Annotated in this window: 15 protein-coding genes and 2 tRNA genes; 7 read left to right on the top strand and 10 right to left on the bottom strand. The window is 63.8% G+C overall.

Translation table 11 applies throughout. The features are described 5' to 3' along the window. Nucleotides 1–230: 230 nt before the first annotated feature. Nucleotides 231–2,465, top strand: a complete 2,235-nt coding sequence (locus OX462_RS16985) for a TonB-dependent siderophore receptor (RefSeq protein ID WP_409026612.1) — start codon at nucleotides 231–233, stop codon at nucleotides 2,463–2,465. Here OX462_RS16985 and OX462_RS16990 read toward each other — a convergent pair. Then, nucleotides 2,462–3,211 carry a nucleotidyltransferase domain-containing protein gene (locus OX462_RS16990; RefSeq protein WP_409026613.1) on the bottom strand — a complete coding sequence of 250 codons (750 nt, stop codon included), beginning with the start codon at nucleotides 3,209–3,211 and terminating at the stop codon, nucleotides 2,462–2,464. The two genes, OX462_RS16985 and OX462_RS16990, sit on opposite strands and share 4 nt — an antisense overlap. A gap of 95 nt (nucleotides 3,212–3,306) precedes the next feature. Between OX462_RS16990 and OX462_RS16995 the strand changes: the two genes are divergently transcribed. Next, a complete protein-coding gene (locus OX462_RS16995) occupies nucleotides 3,307–3,873 on the top strand; it encodes a methylated-DNA--[protein]-cysteine S-methyltransferase (protein WP_409026614.1) in 567 nt (188 codons plus the stop codon). A gap of 59 nt (nucleotides 3,874–3,932) precedes the next feature. After that, the gene (locus tag OX462_RS17000; protein WP_409026615.1) at nucleotides 3,933–4,307 is read left to right on the top strand and encodes a DUF1294 domain-containing protein; all 375 of its coding nucleotides are present in this window, start codon (nucleotides 3,933–3,935) and stop codon (nucleotides 4,305–4,307) included. A 2-nt stretch (nucleotides 4,308–4,309) separates the two neighbouring features. On the opposite strand, the gene OX462_RS17005 is transcribed toward OX462_RS17000, so the two are convergent. Continuing rightward, entirely contained in the window at nucleotides 4,310–5,029 is a 720-nt protein-coding gene (locus tag OX462_RS17005) for a hypothetical protein (protein ID WP_409026616.1), read from the bottom strand. A 164-nt stretch (nucleotides 5,030–5,193) separates the two neighbouring features. Here OX462_RS17005 and OX462_RS17010 point away from each other — a divergent pair, with 164 nt between their 5' ends. After that, entirely contained in the window at nucleotides 5,194–5,373 is a 180-nt protein-coding gene (locus tag OX462_RS17010) for a hypothetical protein (RefSeq protein ID WP_070291689.1), read from the top strand. A gap of 61 nt (nucleotides 5,374–5,434) precedes the next feature. On the opposite strand, the gene OX462_RS17015 is transcribed toward OX462_RS17010, so the two are convergent. The 6 genes from OX462_RS17015 to cydD form a co-directional block, all read right to left on the bottom strand. Next, complete coding sequence (locus OX462_RS17015) at nucleotides 5,435–6,994, bottom strand: methyl-accepting chemotaxis protein (protein WP_409026617.1); 1,560 nt, start codon at nucleotides 6,992–6,994, stop codon at nucleotides 5,435–5,437. 538 nt (nucleotides 6,995–7,532) lie between these two features. Then, nucleotides 7,533–7,658 (bottom strand): cytochrome bd-I oxidase subunit CydX, encoded by a 126-nt coding sequence (gene cydX, locus OX462_RS17020; RefSeq protein ID WP_070222085.1) that lies wholly within the window; start codon nucleotides 7,656–7,658, stop codon nucleotides 7,533–7,535. Nucleotides 7,659–7,831: 173 nt separating this feature from the next. Continuing rightward, nucleotides 7,832–8,986, bottom strand: a complete 1,155-nt coding sequence (gene cydB, locus OX462_RS17025) for a cytochrome d ubiquinol oxidase subunit II (RefSeq protein ID WP_070222087.1) — start codon at nucleotides 8,984–8,986, stop codon at nucleotides 7,832–7,834. Between the two features lie 13 nt (nucleotides 8,987–8,999). Then, the gene (locus OX462_RS17030; RefSeq protein WP_409026618.1) at nucleotides 9,000–10,577 is read right to left on the bottom strand and encodes a cytochrome ubiquinol oxidase subunit I; all 1,578 of its coding nucleotides are present in this window, start codon (nucleotides 10,575–10,577) and stop codon (nucleotides 9,000–9,002) included. 122 nt (nucleotides 10,578–10,699) lie between these two features. Continuing rightward, entirely contained in the window at nucleotides 10,700–12,382 is a 1,683-nt protein-coding gene (locus OX462_RS17035) for an amino acid ABC transporter ATP-binding/permease protein (protein ID WP_409026619.1), read from the bottom strand. Further along, a complete protein-coding gene (gene cydD / locus OX462_RS17040; RefSeq protein WP_409026620.1) occupies nucleotides 12,379–14,079 on the bottom strand; it encodes a thiol reductant ABC exporter subunit CydD in 1,701 nt (566 codons plus the stop codon). Before cydD ends, OX462_RS17035 begins: the two co-directional genes overlap by 4 nt. Before the next feature lie 137 nt (nucleotides 14,080–14,216). Here cydD and OX462_RS17045 point away from each other — a divergent pair, with 137 nt between their 5' ends. The 3 genes from OX462_RS17045 (at nucleotide 14,217) to OX462_RS17055 (ending at nucleotide 15,980) form a co-directional block, all read left to right on the top strand. Next, a complete protein-coding gene (locus OX462_RS17045) occupies nucleotides 14,217–14,768 on the top strand; it encodes a GbsR/MarR family transcriptional regulator (RefSeq protein WP_175444744.1) in 552 nt (183 codons plus the stop codon). A 306-nt stretch (nucleotides 14,769–15,074) separates the two neighbouring features. Then, nucleotides 15,075–15,641 carry a PEP-CTERM sorting domain-containing protein gene (locus OX462_RS17050; protein ID WP_230505431.1) on the top strand — a complete coding sequence of 189 codons (567 nt, stop codon included), beginning with the start codon at nucleotides 15,075–15,077 and terminating at the stop codon, nucleotides 15,639–15,641. 159 nt (nucleotides 15,642–15,800) lie between these two features. Further along, nucleotides 15,801–15,980 (top strand): hypothetical protein, encoded by a 180-nt coding sequence (locus OX462_RS17055; protein WP_070219514.1) that lies wholly within the window; start codon nucleotides 15,801–15,803, stop codon nucleotides 15,978–15,980. Between the two features lie 71 nt (nucleotides 15,981–16,051). Here the strand turns inward: OX462_RS17055 and OX462_RS17060 are convergent. Beyond that, nucleotides 16,052–16,126, bottom strand: a tRNA-Arg gene (locus OX462_RS17060). A gap of 94 nt (nucleotides 16,127–16,220) precedes the next feature. Next, a tRNA-Pro gene (locus tag OX462_RS17065) sits at nucleotides 16,221–16,297 on the bottom strand. Nucleotides 16,298–16,356 lie beyond the last annotated feature (59 nt).

Consider the following 16,356-nt stretch of genomic DNA (forward strand, 5'->3'; position numbering starts at 1 on the left):
GTGCACACGCTTGATTATTTGGCAAATATCACCTATATTGATAATGATTCTTATTCACAAAAGTGACAGGAATCGCGCGCCTTTCTTTTCCACTGCCCGTCCGCGCCGGGCCTTGCGGTGGAACTGCTATCCAAGCCAGACCACGGGCCAGCGTTACGCCATCCCCCAGCTACTGCGCAGCTCGCCAGACGAGATAGGAACACTCACGACTAAAAATATCCAGGAAAATAATGCAATCAACGACAGCCTTCTCATCTTCGCGCCAGCCCGCCTTGCGCGCCCGCCCCCGTTTATTACACATCAGCCTGCTCAGTCTTGCCGCCGGCGTGGCCCTGCCGGCACAGGCCGCCGACGCCGCCGCGGCCGACGTGACCATGCCCGCCGTCACCGTGCTGGGCCAGTCGACCGCGACGACGGAAGGCACGCAGTCGTACACGGCCGGCGAAGCGCGCAGCGCCACGCGCATGGACCTGTCGCTGCGCGAGACGCCGCAATCGGTCAGCGTCATCACGCGCCAGCTGCTCGACGACCTGGGCGCCGTGCGGCTGGACCAGGCGCTGGCGCAGACGACGGGCATCCAGGTGGGCCAGAACGATACGGAGCGCACGACATTTTATGCGCGCGGCTTCGGCATCAACAATCTCCAGATCGACGGCATGGCGCGCGGCGGCAATGCGCCGCTGCAAGACACGATCCTGTATGACCGCATCGAGGTCGTGCGCGGCGCCACGGGCCTGATGGGCGGCACGGGCGACCCGTCGGCCACCATCAACATGATACGCAAGCGGCCGACGAAGGACTTCCAGGCCAGCGCCGGCCTCATCATGGGCCGCTGGGATGACCAGAGGATCGAGGCCGACCTGTCCACGCCGCTGAACGCGGAGGGCAGCGTGCGCGCGCGCACGGCCCTGGCCTGGCAAAAACGCGATTCCTACCTGGACATGTACCACGAGCGCAAGACGGTGGGCATGGCCATCCTTGAGGCGGACGTGCGTCCCGGCACCCTGCTGACGGCGGGCGTCGACTTCCAGGACAACAAGCCGACAGGCGCCACCTGGGGTGCCGTGCCGTACTGGAATGCGGACGGCAGCCTGGCCAGGTTGCCGCGCAACACCAGCCTCACGACGCCCTGGAGCACCTGGGCCAACAAGCAGCACACCATCTTCACGTCGCTGGACCAGCGCCTGCCCGGCAACTGGAATCTGCACCTCGGTTATGCGCGCACGGAAAGCACGAACCGCACCACCATCGCCTATGCGGGCGGCGGCAAGCCCGATCCGGCCACGGGCGAAGGCATGCTGCTGTGGACGGGCACCTATGGCCCGGGCAAGACCACGGGCGACAATTTCGACGTCTACGCCAGCGGCCCGTTTACCTTGCTGGGGCGCAAGCACACGGCCATCGCCGGCTGGAACGGCGGCAACCAGCGCGCCCGCTCGCTGGGCGGCGAGGCGGAAATCAACTACCCGAACGTCGTCCCCGATTACCGTAGCTGGACGGGCAACATCCCCCGCCCCGTGTTCCACCCGGACGGCTCGCACACGGAAACCGTGACGCGCCTGGCGGGCGGCTATGTGGCCACACGTTTGAGCCTGGCCGACCCGCTGCATGTGATCATCGGCGCGCGCAGCAGTACTTACCGCACCGATACGCGCAACTACGATACGCATGGTGCGTACACGGGCAGCGGCGACTTCGTGGAAACGCGCAATGAAGTCACGCCGTATGTGGGCGCCGTGTTCGATATCAACAAGCAGTATTCGGCCTACGCCAGCTTCACGCAGCTGTTCAACCCGCAATCGAGCAAGGACCGCAACAACAAGTTCCTGGCGCCGGAAACGGGAGACAATGCGGAACTGGGTATCAAGGGCGAATTTTATGAAGGCAAACTGAACGCGTCGGCCGCCCTGTTCCATACGAAGAAAAAGAACATGGCGGAACTCGACCGCACGGTACCGCCCGGTTTCTTGCTGCCCGACGGCGGCCAGGCCATGGTGGCCAATGGCGCCGGCGTGACGGCCAAGGGCGTCGAGTTCGACGTCTCCGGCCAGTTATCGCCCGCCTGGGAAGCGAGCGGCGGCTATACCTATCTGCACGCGGCCGAGGCCGATGGCCGCCGCGCCGCCACCACGCAGCCGCGCCATTTGCTGCGCCTGGCCACCAGCTACCGCTTCGACGGCCGCCTGGCCGGTTTGAGGGCGGGCGCCAGCATGACGGCGCAAAGCGCCACCTACAGCGAATCGTGGTACGGCCGCCCGCCATCGGGAACCATCACCGACATTCCGCAAGCGGGCTATGCACTGGTCAACGCCATGGCCAGCTATGCGCTCAACCGCCACGCCAGCGTGCAGCTGAACGTGAATAACTTGCTCGATAAAAAGTACTACCGCAACGTGGGCTTCTTCGACGGCGTCTTCTGGGGCGAACCGCGCAACATCAGCCTGGCCGTGCGCACGATGTTTTAAGCGCGCCAGTGCGCGGGCGCCGGCAGGGTAAAGCCGTCGAGCAAGGGACCGCCCACGGGCGCCAGCACGGCGGCGGCGACTTGCCCGAACGCGCGCTGGCCGGCCGGCAAGTCGGCGGCGGCCAGGCGCAGCGCGCCATCGAGCTGCCCGGCGATGACGGGATCAAAGGCCTGCAGGCGGCGGAACAGGTGCTTGCCGCCGCCGCTCCACTGCCCCGCCGCGCGCAGGTGCAGGTCGGCCAGCGCTTGGTACAGCTGGCAAGCGACGGCCAGCGCCTCGCCCGGGTGCGTGCTGTCGACCAGGTCTTCCAGCGCGGTGGTGATGGCGTAGCGGCGGCGCTGCAGGTTTTCCGCGTCGAGCGCGGGCGGCCCGGCCGTGTCGAAAGCGTGCGCCAGCGCGTGCAGCTGCGCGTAGGCGTCGCCGGCGGCGACGATGTTTTCCCCTTCGACGACCATCATCGCCAGCGGCACCGTGCCGCCCGGCGCATCCATTTCCTTGCAAAAATACGTGAACGTGGCCACGTCGTGCGCAAACAGTTCCACCGTGCGCCCCTCGGCCACGAGGGTGTCGCGCCAGGCGCAATCGACGTGGTCGAACAGCAGCAGCAAGTCGATATCGGAAGTAGGCGTTTGCCGGCCTGTGGCGAACGAGCCGCCGATGATGGCCGCCACGGCCGTGGGATAGCGCTCGTGCACCAGCCGCTGGGCAATCGCGCGAATGGTCTCATAGGTGGGGATCGTCGTCAAAGCCGGTGCTCCATGTCGATAAAACACTATCCTACACGCAATACGCAGGCTGCCGCCAGCCTGCTACACTGGCGCCATCTGATCAAGGAACCAACATGGAATACGACTGCATCGTGGTGCCCTCGCCCGTGGGCGAGCTGACCCTGGTGGCGCGCGGGGAAGCCCTGGCCGCCATCCTGTGGGAAAACGACAAGCCGAACCGCGTGCGCCTGGGCGACATGCGCGTCGATGACGGTTGCGCCGTGCTGCAGGAAACGGCGCGGCAGCTGGATGAATATTTTGCCGGCACGCGCCAGCATTTTGAGGTGCCGCTCGATTTTGCCGGCACGCCATTTCAGCAGGAAGTCTGGCGCGCGCTGCTGACGATACCGTATGGCCAGACGCGCAGCTATGGCGAGATCGCGCGCCAGATCGGCCGCCCCGCCGCCGTGCGCGCCGTGGGCGCCGCCAACGGAAAGAACCCCATTTCCATCATCGCCCCCTGCCACCGCGTCGTCGGTGCCACGGGCGAGCTGACGGGCTTTGCGGGCGGCTTGCATGCCAAGGAAACCCTGTTGGCGCTGGAAGGCATCGCCCTGTCCAGCGACCGCGAAGCGCTGAAAACGGGCCACGCCCTCCGCCGCGCCGTGCACATCGATACGGCGCAAGGCTGTTTATTTTAGGCGGCGCCATCGCTCCCCATGTGGGATACTCACGCCCTCCGTTCAAGCCAACACATACTATGCCCTACCTTGTCATCGCGCTCTTTGTCGTACTGTACTTACTCGCCACCTTCTTTTTCCACATCCCCGCCCTGGTTGCCCTCGTGTATGGCGTGCTGAGCCTGGGATGCTTCGTTGCCTATGCGATCGACAAGTCCGCCGCCAAGGAGGGCCGCTGGCGCACCCCGGAGCGCACCTTGCTGCTGCTGGGACTGCTGTGCGGCTGGCCGGGCGCCGTGCTGGCGCAACAATGGCTGCGCCACAAGTCCAGCAAGCGCTCGTTCCGCATCGTGTTCTGGATCACGGTCGCCCTCAATATCGGCGCTTTCGTGTATTTCAGCATGCATTACGCGGCGCCCGATATCGGCACGGACGTCGCGCCCATCGAGTTATAAGGTCACTCTCCCAGCAGGCGCAGCGATTCCAGCCAGTCCGCCTTCCAGTCGCGCAGCAACGGTTGCGTGGCGAACGCCTTTTTCAAATGCGCCATCGGCACGCGGTGCACGTCGTGCAAGCCGAACGCCAGGGTCACCGGATGCCACAAATGGCTGTTCTTGCCGCCACGCGAATTCTTGCGCACGCGCGCCCCATCATCGCCAAAGATGCCCACGCCGCTGGCCATGCCTTGGTCCAGGTCGACCTTGCCCACGCCGGCGAAGGCAATCAAAATCTGCTCGCGCCCCAGGCCTTTCAAGGCGCTGGGCAAGACCACGGGCGCCTTGTCCGCTGCCGTGTCGACCGGCTGCGGATGCTGCAGTTCCTTGAGCAAACGCAACAGGTCGCGCTCCTGGAAGTGCAAGCCATCGAGCGGCACGCGCAAGCCCTGCCCCTTGAGTTCAATGGGGAGATTGCCCGAGTCGCGCGTAAAACGCAGCCAGACATCACCGGCGCCCGCGGCCAGGTGCTGCTTGTCCTCGATGAACACCACGGGCGCCGCATAGCGCGTCACGCCGTCATGGAACAGCTCGGCCCAGGCTGCGCTGTAGTCGAGCCAGATAAACGGCAAGCCGCCCTGCTCGAGCAGGCGCGCCAGGGTCCACGGGGTGCCCGTCTGTTGCGCCAGCCAGGCACAGGCGTCAAGTGCGGTGGCGCGGTACGGCAGGGATGGGGAAGTCATGGCAATTCCGTCGGTCAAAGTGGAGCGCAGTGTAGCAGACGCCGCCATCCGCCCCTGCGGCAGGCGCATCCTGCGCGCCATTCCTGCGCGATGTGCTAGGCTGGTAGCATCAGCCCGCGCCACCGCCTCCCGGCTACCTGGCGCACCACCGCGAGGGAATCACCATGCATTCGAGCACCAACGCCGCCACCACGCCCGCCCCGCCACCGGAGCGCGATTCGCCCACGCCGGCGGGCGAAGGCCATGCCGAGGAAGCGCTCGATGAAGCGCTGAAGGAGAGCTTTCCGGCCAGCGACCCGATCGCCATTGCCACCCCAAAACCAGTCAGCAAGTCGCCGGCCTGAGTCCCATGCCTTTCCTGGCCGGCCAGGCGCGGCCCCGGTTGCACAAGGCCGGTCACCAAGGTCACGCCAGCAATTTGAACACGCGCATGTCCTGCATCATGCTGTCCGCCTGCTCCTGCATGCTGGCCGCTGCCGCCGCCGACTGCTCGACCAGGGCGGCATTCTGCTGGGTCACCGCATCCATCTGACTGATGGCCTGATTCACCTGTTTGATGCCATCGTTTTGTTCCTGGCTGGCGACGGCGATTTCCCCCATGATGCCCGCGACTTGCTGGACAGAGGAGACGATTTTCTTCATCGTGCCGCCCGCTTCATCGGCCAGATTGCTGCCAAGCTCGACTTTTTCGACCGACTCGGCAATCAGCTGCTTGATCTCTTTGGCGGCCGTGGCGGAACGTTGCGCCAGGGCGCGCACCTCCGATGCGACGACAGCAAAACCGCGCCCCAGCTCACCGGCGCGCGCCGCTTCGACAGCCGCGTTCAGGGCCAGAATATTCGTTTGAAACGCGATGCCGTCGATCACGGAAATAATCTCGACGATACGGTTCGAGCTGTCCTTGATGGATACCATGGTCGCGACGACACGTTCGACCACCTGCCCGCCCTGCACCGCTACCGCTGAAGCCGACAAGACCACTTGATTGGCTTGCTGAGCGCTTTCGGCATTCTGCTGCACATTGCTGGTTAACTGCTGCATCGCCGACGATGTTTGCTCCAGTGCACCGGCCTGAGCCTCGGTTCTGGCCGAGAGGTCCAAATTGCCAGCAGCAATTTCCTGCGAGGCAGTCGAGATGGTTTCAGTACCACCACGCACACGGCCCACCGTATGACGCAGGCTCTCCGTCATGCTTTTCAGAGCACGCATCAATTCGCCCGGCTCGTCGCGATAGTCGGTCGCGATATGGCTGCGCAGGTCACCGGAAGCGACAATGCGGGCAACGTGCACGGCGTCCTGCAGTGGCTTGGTAATACTCTTGCTAATGAGCACAGCCACCCCAATCGCCGTGCCCAGCGAGACCAGCAGTATCGCCAACAGCAAGCTGCCCGCCACCGTGATGCGCGCGCTCGAATCCGCCTCTATCGCCGACGCGCGTTGGCTGGTCATCTCGACCAGTTGCTTGATGGCCTGCAGATGCTGGGCGTAGCTGATCGTCATTTTTTTCATCGCAACGGTGGCGCCGGCCTTGTCCTGTGCCTCTATTGCGGGGATGAACTGTTGCAGTGCAACCGTGTAGAAGGCCAGCGCCGGCGCATGCGCCTTGTTCAGCAGCAGCCCGGCGATATCGGCATCCAGTGTCGCGCCCTTCCAGAATGCATGGCGCTCATCGTAATCACGTTTGAGCGTGTTAAATCGTGCGATTAACTGCGCCTGTTCGGCACGATCCTCGGTCGCCAGCAGCTGAAAACTGACCAGATAGGATTCCAGTATGTACTCCGGCGGTGGCAACACGTCCGCAATCAGATCCTTGCTTTGCACTATTTTCTGATAAACAGAGCCGTTCACTTTCCATTCTTGCAGAGTCTTGAACGACCACAGGCCATAGAGGATGAAACCGACCGAAAAGATCACAATCAGTACAGCCAGACGGTGCGTTAGCTTGAGTCCCCTTATCATGCTCATAATATTTTCCTTGAATTAACTATGCTTGCCTCTGGTTCAGCTACCGAGATGACATTGCTCTCGCATGAGTGAGAGGCGATCATTCGAAGTCAAGTTCATTGCCAAATCGTCACTCTATATTTATAGGAAGCAACTTATTTTACAGCTTAATTTTGGCGATTTAAAGTAAATTTAATAAAAATAAATGAAAACAACAAAAACAAAACAAAAATCACAAATTTATTATCAAATGATGTGAAGTGTGCAAGGGCAAGTGTTAGCGAATTTCCGCCTGTGCAGACCGGCTCGATCCGCGGACGTACGTCGCGTCGATGACAATGCAGGGAGCGGGCAATGAAAAGCCGTGCGTTCGGCACGGCTCAGTGAAGTTCTGCCGGTACGGCGGCGAATACCGTGTTGGCCGTACAACAAATCTTTCCTCTTTCACGGCATGGCGGGATTTGCTTGACTGAAATCCGCGAAAAACCATAAAAATGCCCCGCCGGGCGGCAATGGCAAAACCATTGCACCGGGCGGGGCAGATCAAATTCAGGCGCGACTAGTTCGGCGTGTCGCGGTACTGCTCGGGCGTCGTGTCGCCATCGGCGACTTCATACCACATCGCATTGAGCACGGCGAACGTCGCCGCCAGCGGAAGACCCAGTATCCAGGCGAAGTACCACATAATTATTTCCTTTCTTCAATTCCAGCTTGATCGTTTTTACTATCAAACTAACGACACCTAACAAAACCGTAGTGAGCGGCAGCGATTTGTGGTCGAGAAGCGCAACCGTACTCCAGTACGGTGAGCATCGCCGGCCGCAAAGGGCGACGCGCAGTAGGTTTAGTTAGGTGTTCTCAATAAGCGTGACCGCTGTCGTCTTCGATGGCTTTGCCGTCAACCTTACCCCACAGCACTTTATACACCCACGTCGTGTACGCCACGATGAGGGGGATGAAGACGGCCGTGACGACCAGCATGATGAACAGGGTCATGTGGCTGGACGAGGAATCCCACACCGTCAGGCTGGCGCGCGGATCGATCGACGATGGCAGGATGAACGGGAACATGGCCGCGCCCACGCTGAGGATGATGCCGGCAATGCTGGCCGCGCTGGCCAGCAAGGCGGGCACTTCGCGGCGCGCGCGCAGCAAGGCGAACGCCAGCAAGGGACCCAGCAAACCGGCCGCAGGGGCGATCCAGGTCCACGGATGGGCGGCAAAGTTGAGGAACCAGGCGCCCACGTGCACTTGCGCCGTTTTCAGCATCGGGTTCGACGGGCCATCGACGACGACGGCGCTGGTGACGCGGTAGCCATCGACCCACAGCCACAGGGCCACGCCGGCTGCCGCATACAGCACGACCGTGGCGATTGCCGCCACGCTGCCGTAACGGCGCGAACGTTCCGCCACGGCACCGTCCGTTTTCACTTGCAGCCAGGTGGCGCCGTGCATCACCAGCATGGCCACCGAGACGAGGCCGCACAGCAAGGCGAACGGGTTGAGCAGCGCAAAGAAGCTGCCGTCATAGAAGATATGCATGTCCGGCGAGAAACGGAACGGTACGCCCTGCAGCACGTTGCCGATGGCCACGCCGCAGATCAGGGCCGGCACGAAGCCGCCCACGAACAGGGCCGCGTCCCAGCGGGCGCGCCAGCGCGGGTCTTCGCGCTTGCTGCGGAACTTGAACGCGACGGGACGCACGATCAGCGCCACCAGGATGACGAACATGGCCAGGTAAAAGCCCGAGAACGAGACGGCGTACAGCTGCGGCCAGGCGGCAAAGATGGCGCCGCCGCCGAGGATCAGCCATACCTGGTTGCCTTCCCATACGGGGCCGATGCTGTTGATGATGACGCGGCGCTCGAGGTCCGTCTTGCCGGCGAACGGCAGCAGGATGCCCGTGCCCAAGTCGAAGCCGTCCGTGATGGCAAAGCCCACCAGCAATATGCCGATCAGCAGCCACCAGATCAGGCGCAGGGTTTCGTAAGAAATCATTTCATGCAAAATCATGGTCTGGCCCTCCTCAGGCGCGTTGAGTATGAATGGCTGCGGCCGCCGGCACGGGAGCCCGCGGCGTCTCTTCCGGCCCCTTGCGGATGGCCTTGAGCATGAGCTTCATCTCGATAATCAACAGCACGGTGTAGATGGCGGCAAAGCCGACGATGGTAATCAGGAGCGTCGACGCCCCCAGGTTGGAGACGGCCACGGCCGTCGGCAGCACGCCTTCGATGACCCATGGCTGGCGGCCCACTTCGGCCACGATCCAGCCCGCCTCGATGGCCACCCACGGCAACGGGATGGCGAACACGGCCAGCTTCAGCAGCCAGCGATGCTTGTCCAGGGTGCGGCGCGTCGACAGAATGAAGAAGGTGCCGGTCAGCAAAATAAAGAACATGCCCAGGCCCACCATCACGCGGAAGGACCAGAACAAGGGCCCCACGGGCGGCACGGTGTCGAGCGCGGCCTGGCGGATCTGCTCGGGCGTGGCCTGGCGCGGATCGTCGACATAGCGTTTCAGCAGCAAGGCATAGCCCATGGACTGGCCTTTCGACTCGAACATGTCTTTCGCCTCTTGCGGCACGGGGCTGCCCGGCGCCACGCTGCGGATGGTTTGCAGCGCGTCGTACGCCTTGATGCCATCCTGGATCAGCAGCTCGCCGCGGTCGACCAATTGCTCGATGCCGGGGATTTCCGTCGTCAGCGAACGCGTGCCGATCAAGCCCATCACCATCGGGATATGCACGGCGTAATGCGTCTCGCGCGCTTTCGCGTCGGGAAAGCCGATGGCCGTGAAGGCGGCGGGCGCCGGCTCCGTGGTCCACATGGCTTCGATCGCGGCCAGCTTCATCTTTTGATGTTCGGACGACAGGTAGCCGCTTTCGTCACCGAGCACCACCACCGACAAGGTGGCGGCCAGGCCGAACGAGGCGGCCACCGTCATCGAGCGCTTGGCCAGCTGTACATGGCGGCCCTTCAGCAGATACCAGGCGGAAATACCCAGCACGAAGATGGCCGCCGCCGTATAGCCGGCCGACACCGTGTGCACGAATTTCGCCTGTGCCACGGGGTTCGTCAGCACGGCGCCGAAATCCGTCACTTCCATGCGCATGGTCTGCGGATTGAAGGCCGCGCCGACGGGATTTTGCATCCAGCCGTTGGCGATCAAAATCCACAGGGCCGAGAAGTTCGAGCCGATGGCCACCAGCCAGGTGGTGACCAGGTGGCCCCGCTTCGACAGCTTGTCCCAGCCGAAGAAGAACAGGCCGACGAAGGTCGCTTCCAGGAAGAAAGCCATCAAGCCCTCGATGGCCAGCGGCGCGCCGAAAATGTCGCCCACATAATGGCTGTAATAGCTCCAGTTCATGCCGAACTGGAATTCCATGACGACGCCCGTCGCCACGCCCATGGCGAAGTTGATGCCGAACAAGACACCCCAGAACTTGGTCATGTCGCGCCAGATGGGACGGTTCGTCATCACATAGACCGTCTCCATGATGGCGAGGATCACTGACAGCCCTATCGTCAGCGGAACGAATATAAAGTGGTACAGAGCTGTCAGCGCGAACTGCAGTCTGGATAAAGCGACAATATCGAAGTCCATATGATTTCCTTGGTATTTCCCTACTGTGTGTAAACTTGGTATCTATCTGATGCGATTCGATTGGTCCGCCGCCCTCACGCTGGCATACGGACCGCCTGTGTCTCCAGTCTTCCCTTCACTCCTTAATCTGCGCGCAGGCCCGCCAGCGCCGCCTCGAAGGCTGGCGTGCCACGGCGCGCGTCGCCGACGATACGGCCATCGCGCAGGCTGATCAGCCGGTCCGCCAGCGCCGCTTCGCGCCGCAAGTGGGTGGCGATCAGCAAGCTGCGCCCTTCGCAGCGCGCGCCCAGGCGCTGCAGGACATCGATCGCCGTCTGCGCATTGAGCGCTTCCGTCGCCTCGTCCAGCAGCCACAAGGTCGATGCGTGCAGGAACAGCCGCGCCAGCGCCAAGCGGCGCGCCTGGCCGCCCGACAAGCCCAGGCCGCCCTCGCCCAGCATGGTATCGAGGCCGTCCGCGAAGGCACGCACCTCGTCGTCCAGGCCGGCTGCCTGCAGCGCCGCCCACAGCTGCGCATCGCTGGCGGACGGGTCGGCCAGGCGCAGGTTGTCGCGCAAGCTGTCCTGGAACAATTCCGTCTTCTGCGTGAACAAACAGGCGCGGCCCGCGTGCACCGTGCCCGACAGCGGCGCCAGCTCGCGCGCGGCGATGGCCAGCAAGGTCGATTTGCCCGCGCCGCTGGGGCCGATCAAGGCCACGCGCTCGCCCTCGCCGATGTGCAGCGATACGTCGTGCAAGATGGCGACATGGCTGCCCGCATGCGCGGCGCTGACATGTTCCAGGCGCAAGCCCGGTGCGCCGTCAGCCGGCGGCACTGCGATCTCCTGAGCATCGAGGCGCGGCGCCAGGCGGCGCATGGCCAGCAGCATGCGCCCCGCTTCCAGCGCGCCGCGGCGCAGTGCCGCAAACGGTTCCACGGCCGTCAGCGCGATCAACAGGGCCAGGGCCGCCAGCGGCACGTTCAGCGCCTGCTGCTGCACCAGCGCGGCCACGGCCAGCAGCACCCCTGCCAGGGTCGCGCTGCCCGCCACGCCATATGCAGCGCCCGCCGCCGTCTCCAGGCGCAGCAGGGCAACATCGGCTTGGGCCAGCGAGCGGTCGATCTGTCCCAGCGCGGCGCACTGGGCGTCGATGCGGCCCGCCATCACCAGGTCCGTCTGGCCCGCCACCAGGTCGATGGTGGCGGAACGCAGTTTTTCGATGGCGCGTGTACGCACGATGGCGGGACGGCGGGCGCCGCGCGCCACGACCCAGCTGATGCCGCCGCCGGCGGCCAGCAGCCACGCGGCCAGGCCCAGGCCCAGCTGCCACCGCATCGCGCCCAGCGCCACGCCGGCCAGCAGGGCCACGCACAGTGCCGTGAAGGCGGGCACCAGCAGGCGCAGATACAGCGATTCGAGCGCGTCGATATCGGCCGTCAGGCGGAACAGCAGCCTGGCGGGCTGGCGCAGCAGGCGGCTGGCCGCTTCCGGACGCGACCAGCCGCGAAACAGCTGCACGCGGATGGCCGCCAGGGCGGCGAACGTGGCGTCGTGCGTGACGAGGCGCTCCGCATAGCGCGAGCCCGTGCGGCCGATGGCCAGCAGGCGGATGCCGGCCGACGGGCCGAACACGTCGAACAGGATGGCCGTCGAGGCATGCAGGCCGGCGATCGAGGTGGCCGTGATGAACCAGCCGGACAAGCCCAGCAAGGCCATGCCGGCCACGGCCGTCAGGGCCGCCAGCACGGCGCCCCCGATCAGCTTGCGGGGCTGGACCAGCAGCAATTGCCGCAGCACGGGGTGCGATATCAGCGATGTTTTCATGCGCGTGCCTCTGCCTTCTGCGTCTGCGCATGCGCCTGGGCATCAACTTGCACCGTGCGCTGCAGCCGGCCAGCCAGCACGGGGTCGTGCGTGGCGACAAGCATGGTCTTGCCTTTTGCCAGGGCCAGCAAGGCGTCCGTGACGCGCGCCGCCGTTTCGCTGTCCAGGTGGGCCGTCGGTTCATCGACCAGCAGCAAGTCCGCATGCGGATGCAGGGCCACGCGGGCCAAGGCCAGGCGCACGGCTTCACCGCCGGACAAGCCCTGGCCGCCATCGCTGAGCATGACGGCCGGCTGCGCCTGCGCCACGCTGGCCAGGTCGGCCAGGTGCAGCGCCTGCGTCACGTGCGCGGCGTTCGCACCTGCCCGGCCCAGTGTCACGTTCTGGCTGACGGACGCGGCAAACACGTGCGGACGCTGGCCCATCCAGGCCATGCGCTGGCGCACGGTATTGACCGTACCGTCATTCAGGCGCACGCCGCCGATGCGGATGTCGCCGCCGCCGGCGGGCAGCAAGCCGGCCAGCAAGGACAGCAAGGTGGTCTTGCCCGCGCCGCTGGCGCCCAGCAGGGCCACGTGTTCGCCGGCGCGCACGCTCAAGTCCAAGCCGTCGAACACGGGCGCTTCGCCGGGATGGGCAAAGCGCAGTTGATGGATGTCAATGGCGGGCGGCGGCGCCACCGCCATGGCGGCGGCGGAGACGGCAGCCACTTCCGCACCAAAGCCCGGCAAAGGCACGCCCTCGGCGGCCAGGTCGTCCAGTCCGGCCAGGCCCGCTTCGCCAGCCGCCTTGTCGTGCCAGACGGCGGCCAGCTCGCGCAGCGGCTCGAAGAACGCGGGCGCCAGCAGCAGGATGAACAAGCCCTGCCCCAACGTCAGTTCGCGGCCCCAGGTGCCGAAATCGAGACTGCCCAGCAGCGAGAAGCCGATGAACGCCGCCACCATGGCCACGCCCAGCGCGGAAAACAGTTCCAGCACGGCGGACGACAAAAAGGCGATGCGCAGCACCACCATCGTGCGCCGGCGCACGGATTGCGACGAGGCGTCCAGCCGCGCGGCCGTGGCATCGACGGCATCGAGCGCGCGCAAGGTGGCCAGGCCGCGCAGGCGGTCCAGCAGAAAGGCGTTCATGCTGCCCATTTCCACCATCTGCGCGCGGCTGGCCGCCTGCGCACCCATGCCCACGAGGGCCATGAAGACGGGAATCAGGGGCGCGGCGATGAGCAGGATCAAGGCGGCGATCCACGACAGCGGCGTCACCACGGCGAGGATCACGAGCGGCACGAGCATGACTTTCCAGCGCGCGGGTTTGTAGCGCACCAGATACGGCACGATGGCTTCGGCCTGCTCGGCGATGACGCTGGCCGCCTGGCCCGACTGCGCGCGCTGGCGGTCCAGCGGCGAACGGCGCGCCAGCGCCTGCGCCACCTGCCCGCGCAAGGTGGACAGGTGCTCGCGCGCCGCCGCATACATGCGCCGCGCGCCCCACGCTTCGCAGCCGGCGCGCAGCACGCCCAGCAGCAGCACGCCGGCGGCCGGCAACAGGGCCGCGCGCCACGGCGCGCCATCGAGCATGGCTTGCACGGCCCAGGCCAGCAAGGCCGCTTGCGGCAGCCACAGCAAGGCGGCGCCGCCTTGCGCCAGACTGGCGGCACGGGGAAGAATAAAGCGGGGCAAGGACAGTGGCGAGGTCGTCATCTTATATTTTTTGAGTTTTCAGAATTTTCTGTAAATTCGATTTTTTTTATAATACTGCGAAACATGACATATATCAATTGACCCTGGCGGTTTGGCGTGAAAAAATTCAGATAATTATGAAAACTCAAAATATCCAAATGACGCCGCTGATCCTGACCTTCGTCAGCCATTTCGGCGAGATGGGCAGCCGCTGGGGCTTTAACCGCACGGTGGGGCAAGTGTACGCCTTGTTGTTTGTCGCGGAGCATCCTTTGCACGCGGATGAAATCGCGGAGCACCTGAGTTTTTCGCGCTCGAACGTGAGCATCGGCCTGAAGGAATTGCAGGGCTGGGGCTTGATCCGCCAGTCGCGCATCCCCGGCGACCGGCGCGAGTATTTTTCCTCGCTGGGCGACGTGTGGCAAATCTTCCGCGTGGTGGCCGCCGAGCGCCGCCGCCGCGAGGTGGCCCCGACCTTGACAGTGCTGCGCGAAGCGCTGCTGGCCCCGGCCACGGAACCCGTGGATCAATATGCGCAGGAGCGCATGCGCGAAATGTATGAACTGGTCGACCTGGCCAACACCTGGTTCGACGACTTGCAGCGCCTGTCGCCCGAATCGATGGCGCAACTGATGAAAATGGGCGCCAAGGTACAAAAGCTGCTCAACGCCAAGGATCGCCTGTTTGGCGTCAGCAACAACAGCGACTGAAGCACCCGCCTCCCCTTTTCCCAAGTCCGAACGCCGCTAGCACAAGCTGGCGCGCCTTGTCACGCTATTTCCTAACGTCATGTTGGCCATCGCTGGCACATCCATACATAGCCGTATGCGATGTTGTCAAGCAAACCAATAGAATTATTAAAATTGCATTAATTTACATCAAGAGTAAGCTTGCATTTGCGTACTCAGTACGCGCAGGAAATAGCAGCTAAAAACGGGCAATGGGATGACTTCCCCGGCAGGCAGGGGCGTATCCCTACACGATGTAGCAACTGTCTCAAGCACAAGGGGATTTTCATGAAAAGCATAAAAAGCATTGCCGTCAAGGCATCCATGCTGGCCGCAATGACCGTACTGGCAAGTGCAGCGCAAGCGGCCACCTGGGTTGATGTGGGGCCGGCCAGCGGTTTCGTCATTGCCGGCAGCACCGTCACCTATTCGCCATCACCGGCATTGGAGGTGAAATATTATGACGATAATCTGGTGCCGCAGAGCCCCTCGGACATCCAGGGCTACATCAATGGCGTGTTCGGCAGCAGCCTGGGCGCCGCCGTTTCGTATTGCGACAGCGCCACTTCGGGCTGCACTGCCGGCACCACGGCAGGCCTGAGCGGCGGGGTCAATTCCTATACGAGCGCGGCCGCCTATGACTATCTGGCCATCCACTTCGGCCAGGGCGAACTGGTGTTCCACTGGGCCGCGCCAGTGGCTGCCGGCACCACGTTCACGGTGGCGGGCCTGCCCAAGGACCTGAGCAACTACAGGGCCTTCATTTCCGCCGTGCCGGAACCTGAAACCTATGCCATGCTGCTCGCCGGCCTGGGCCTGCTGGGCTTCCTGGCACGCCGCCGCCAGGGAAAGTAAGCATCACCAGCGGCAGCGGCGCAACATCGCCCGCTGCCGCCTCCATGCCAGCCGCATCTTTACACCGCGCTTGCGGCGCCAGGCACGCTTTTTACACCATTTTTAGATCCCCCTCGCTATGCTCGACGGCATCCACTGCTGATCGACGAGGGAGATCTCATGCACGAACAACCGTTTCAGCCACGCGCGCGCAGCGTGATCCGCCAGCACTTGCCCGCGCGGGAACGGCTGCGCCTGGCCCGGCTGGCCAGCAAGAAAATGGGGTCGCTACTATCCGCGCTGCTGTGCGCGGCGCCGCTGTTATATTTGCTGAGCGTGGTACTGTTTGCGCAGCCGTGACACGGCAGGCAGGCAAAAGATGAAGAGTGATGGCAATGCGACAGGCTGTCGCGTGCATGACCAGCATGAACTGGTCCGCCCAGAGGGAATCGAACCCCCATTCACGGTTTAGAAGACCGTTGTCCTATCCGTTGAACGATGGGCGGAAAGGTGCAGCATTTTAGTCTATGCGCGCCAGCAATGCCAAGGCGTCGCACAATAGAAAACGGGCTGTCATTTCTGACAGCCCGCTTATGACTTTGGTCGGAGTACAAGGATTCGAACCTTGGACCCCCTGGTCCCAAACCAGGTGCGCTACCGGGCTGCGCCACACTCCGAAGACAAGATAATAACGCCCCTGCCCAATTTCGTCAATTGCCCCAGGCGAATTAGATGG

The organism is Janthinobacterium aestuarii (assembly GCF_046113285.1).
In the GTDB taxonomy this organism is placed as follows: Bacteria; Pseudomonadota; Gammaproteobacteria; order Burkholderiales; family Burkholderiaceae_D; genus Janthinobacterium.

Bases quoted from the DNA above. Each gene is read 5' to 3' on its own strand.
- OX462_RS16995 (WP_409026614.1), top strand. From the start codon at position 3,307: ATGGAATACGACTGCATCGTGGTGCCCTCGCCCGTGGGCGAGCTGACC.
- OX462_RS17005 (WP_409026616.1), bottom strand. From the start codon at position 5,029: ATGACTTCCCCATCCCTGCCGTACCGCGCCACCGCACTTGACGCCTGT.
- OX462_RS17035 (WP_409026619.1), bottom strand. From the start codon at position 12,382: ATGAAAACATCGCTGATATCGCACCCCGTGCTGCGGCAATTGCTGCTG.
- cydX (WP_070222085.1), bottom strand. From the start codon at position 7,658: ATGTGGTACTTCGCCTGGATACTGGGTCTTCCGCTGGCGGCGACGTTC.
- OX462_RS17000 (WP_409026615.1), top strand. From the start codon at position 3,933: ATGCCCTACCTTGTCATCGCGCTCTTTGTCGTACTGTACTTACTCGCC.
- cydD (WP_409026620.1), bottom strand. From the start codon at position 14,079: ATGACGACCTCGCCACTGTCCTTGCCCCGCTTTATTCTTCCCCGTGCC.
- cydB (WP_070222087.1), bottom strand. From the start codon at position 8,986: ATGATTTTGCATGAAATGATTTCTTACGAAACCCTGCGCCTGATCTGG.
- OX462_RS17015 (WP_409026617.1), bottom strand. From the start codon at position 6,994: ATGAGCATGATAAGGGGACTCAAGCTAACGCACCGTCTGGCTGTACTG.
- OX462_RS17010 (WP_070291689.1), top strand. From the start codon at position 5,194: ATGCATTCGAGCACCAACGCCGCCACCACGCCCGCCCCGCCACCGGAG.
- OX462_RS17050 (WP_230505431.1), top strand. From the start codon at position 15,075: ATGAAAAGCATAAAAAGCATTGCCGTCAAGGCATCCATGCTGGCCGCA.
- OX462_RS16985 (WP_409026612.1), top strand. From the start codon at position 231: ATGCAATCAACGACAGCCTTCTCATCTTCGCGCCAGCCCGCCTTGCGC.
- OX462_RS17055 (WP_070219514.1), top strand. From the start codon at position 15,801: ATGCACGAACAACCGTTTCAGCCACGCGCGCGCAGCGTGATCCGCCAG.
- OX462_RS17045 (WP_175444744.1), top strand. From the start codon at position 14,217: ATGACGCCGCTGATCCTGACCTTCGTCAGCCATTTCGGCGAGATGGGC.
- OX462_RS17030 (WP_409026618.1), bottom strand. From the start codon at position 10,577: ATGGACTTCGATATTGTCGCTTTATCCAGACTGCAGTTCGCGCTGACA.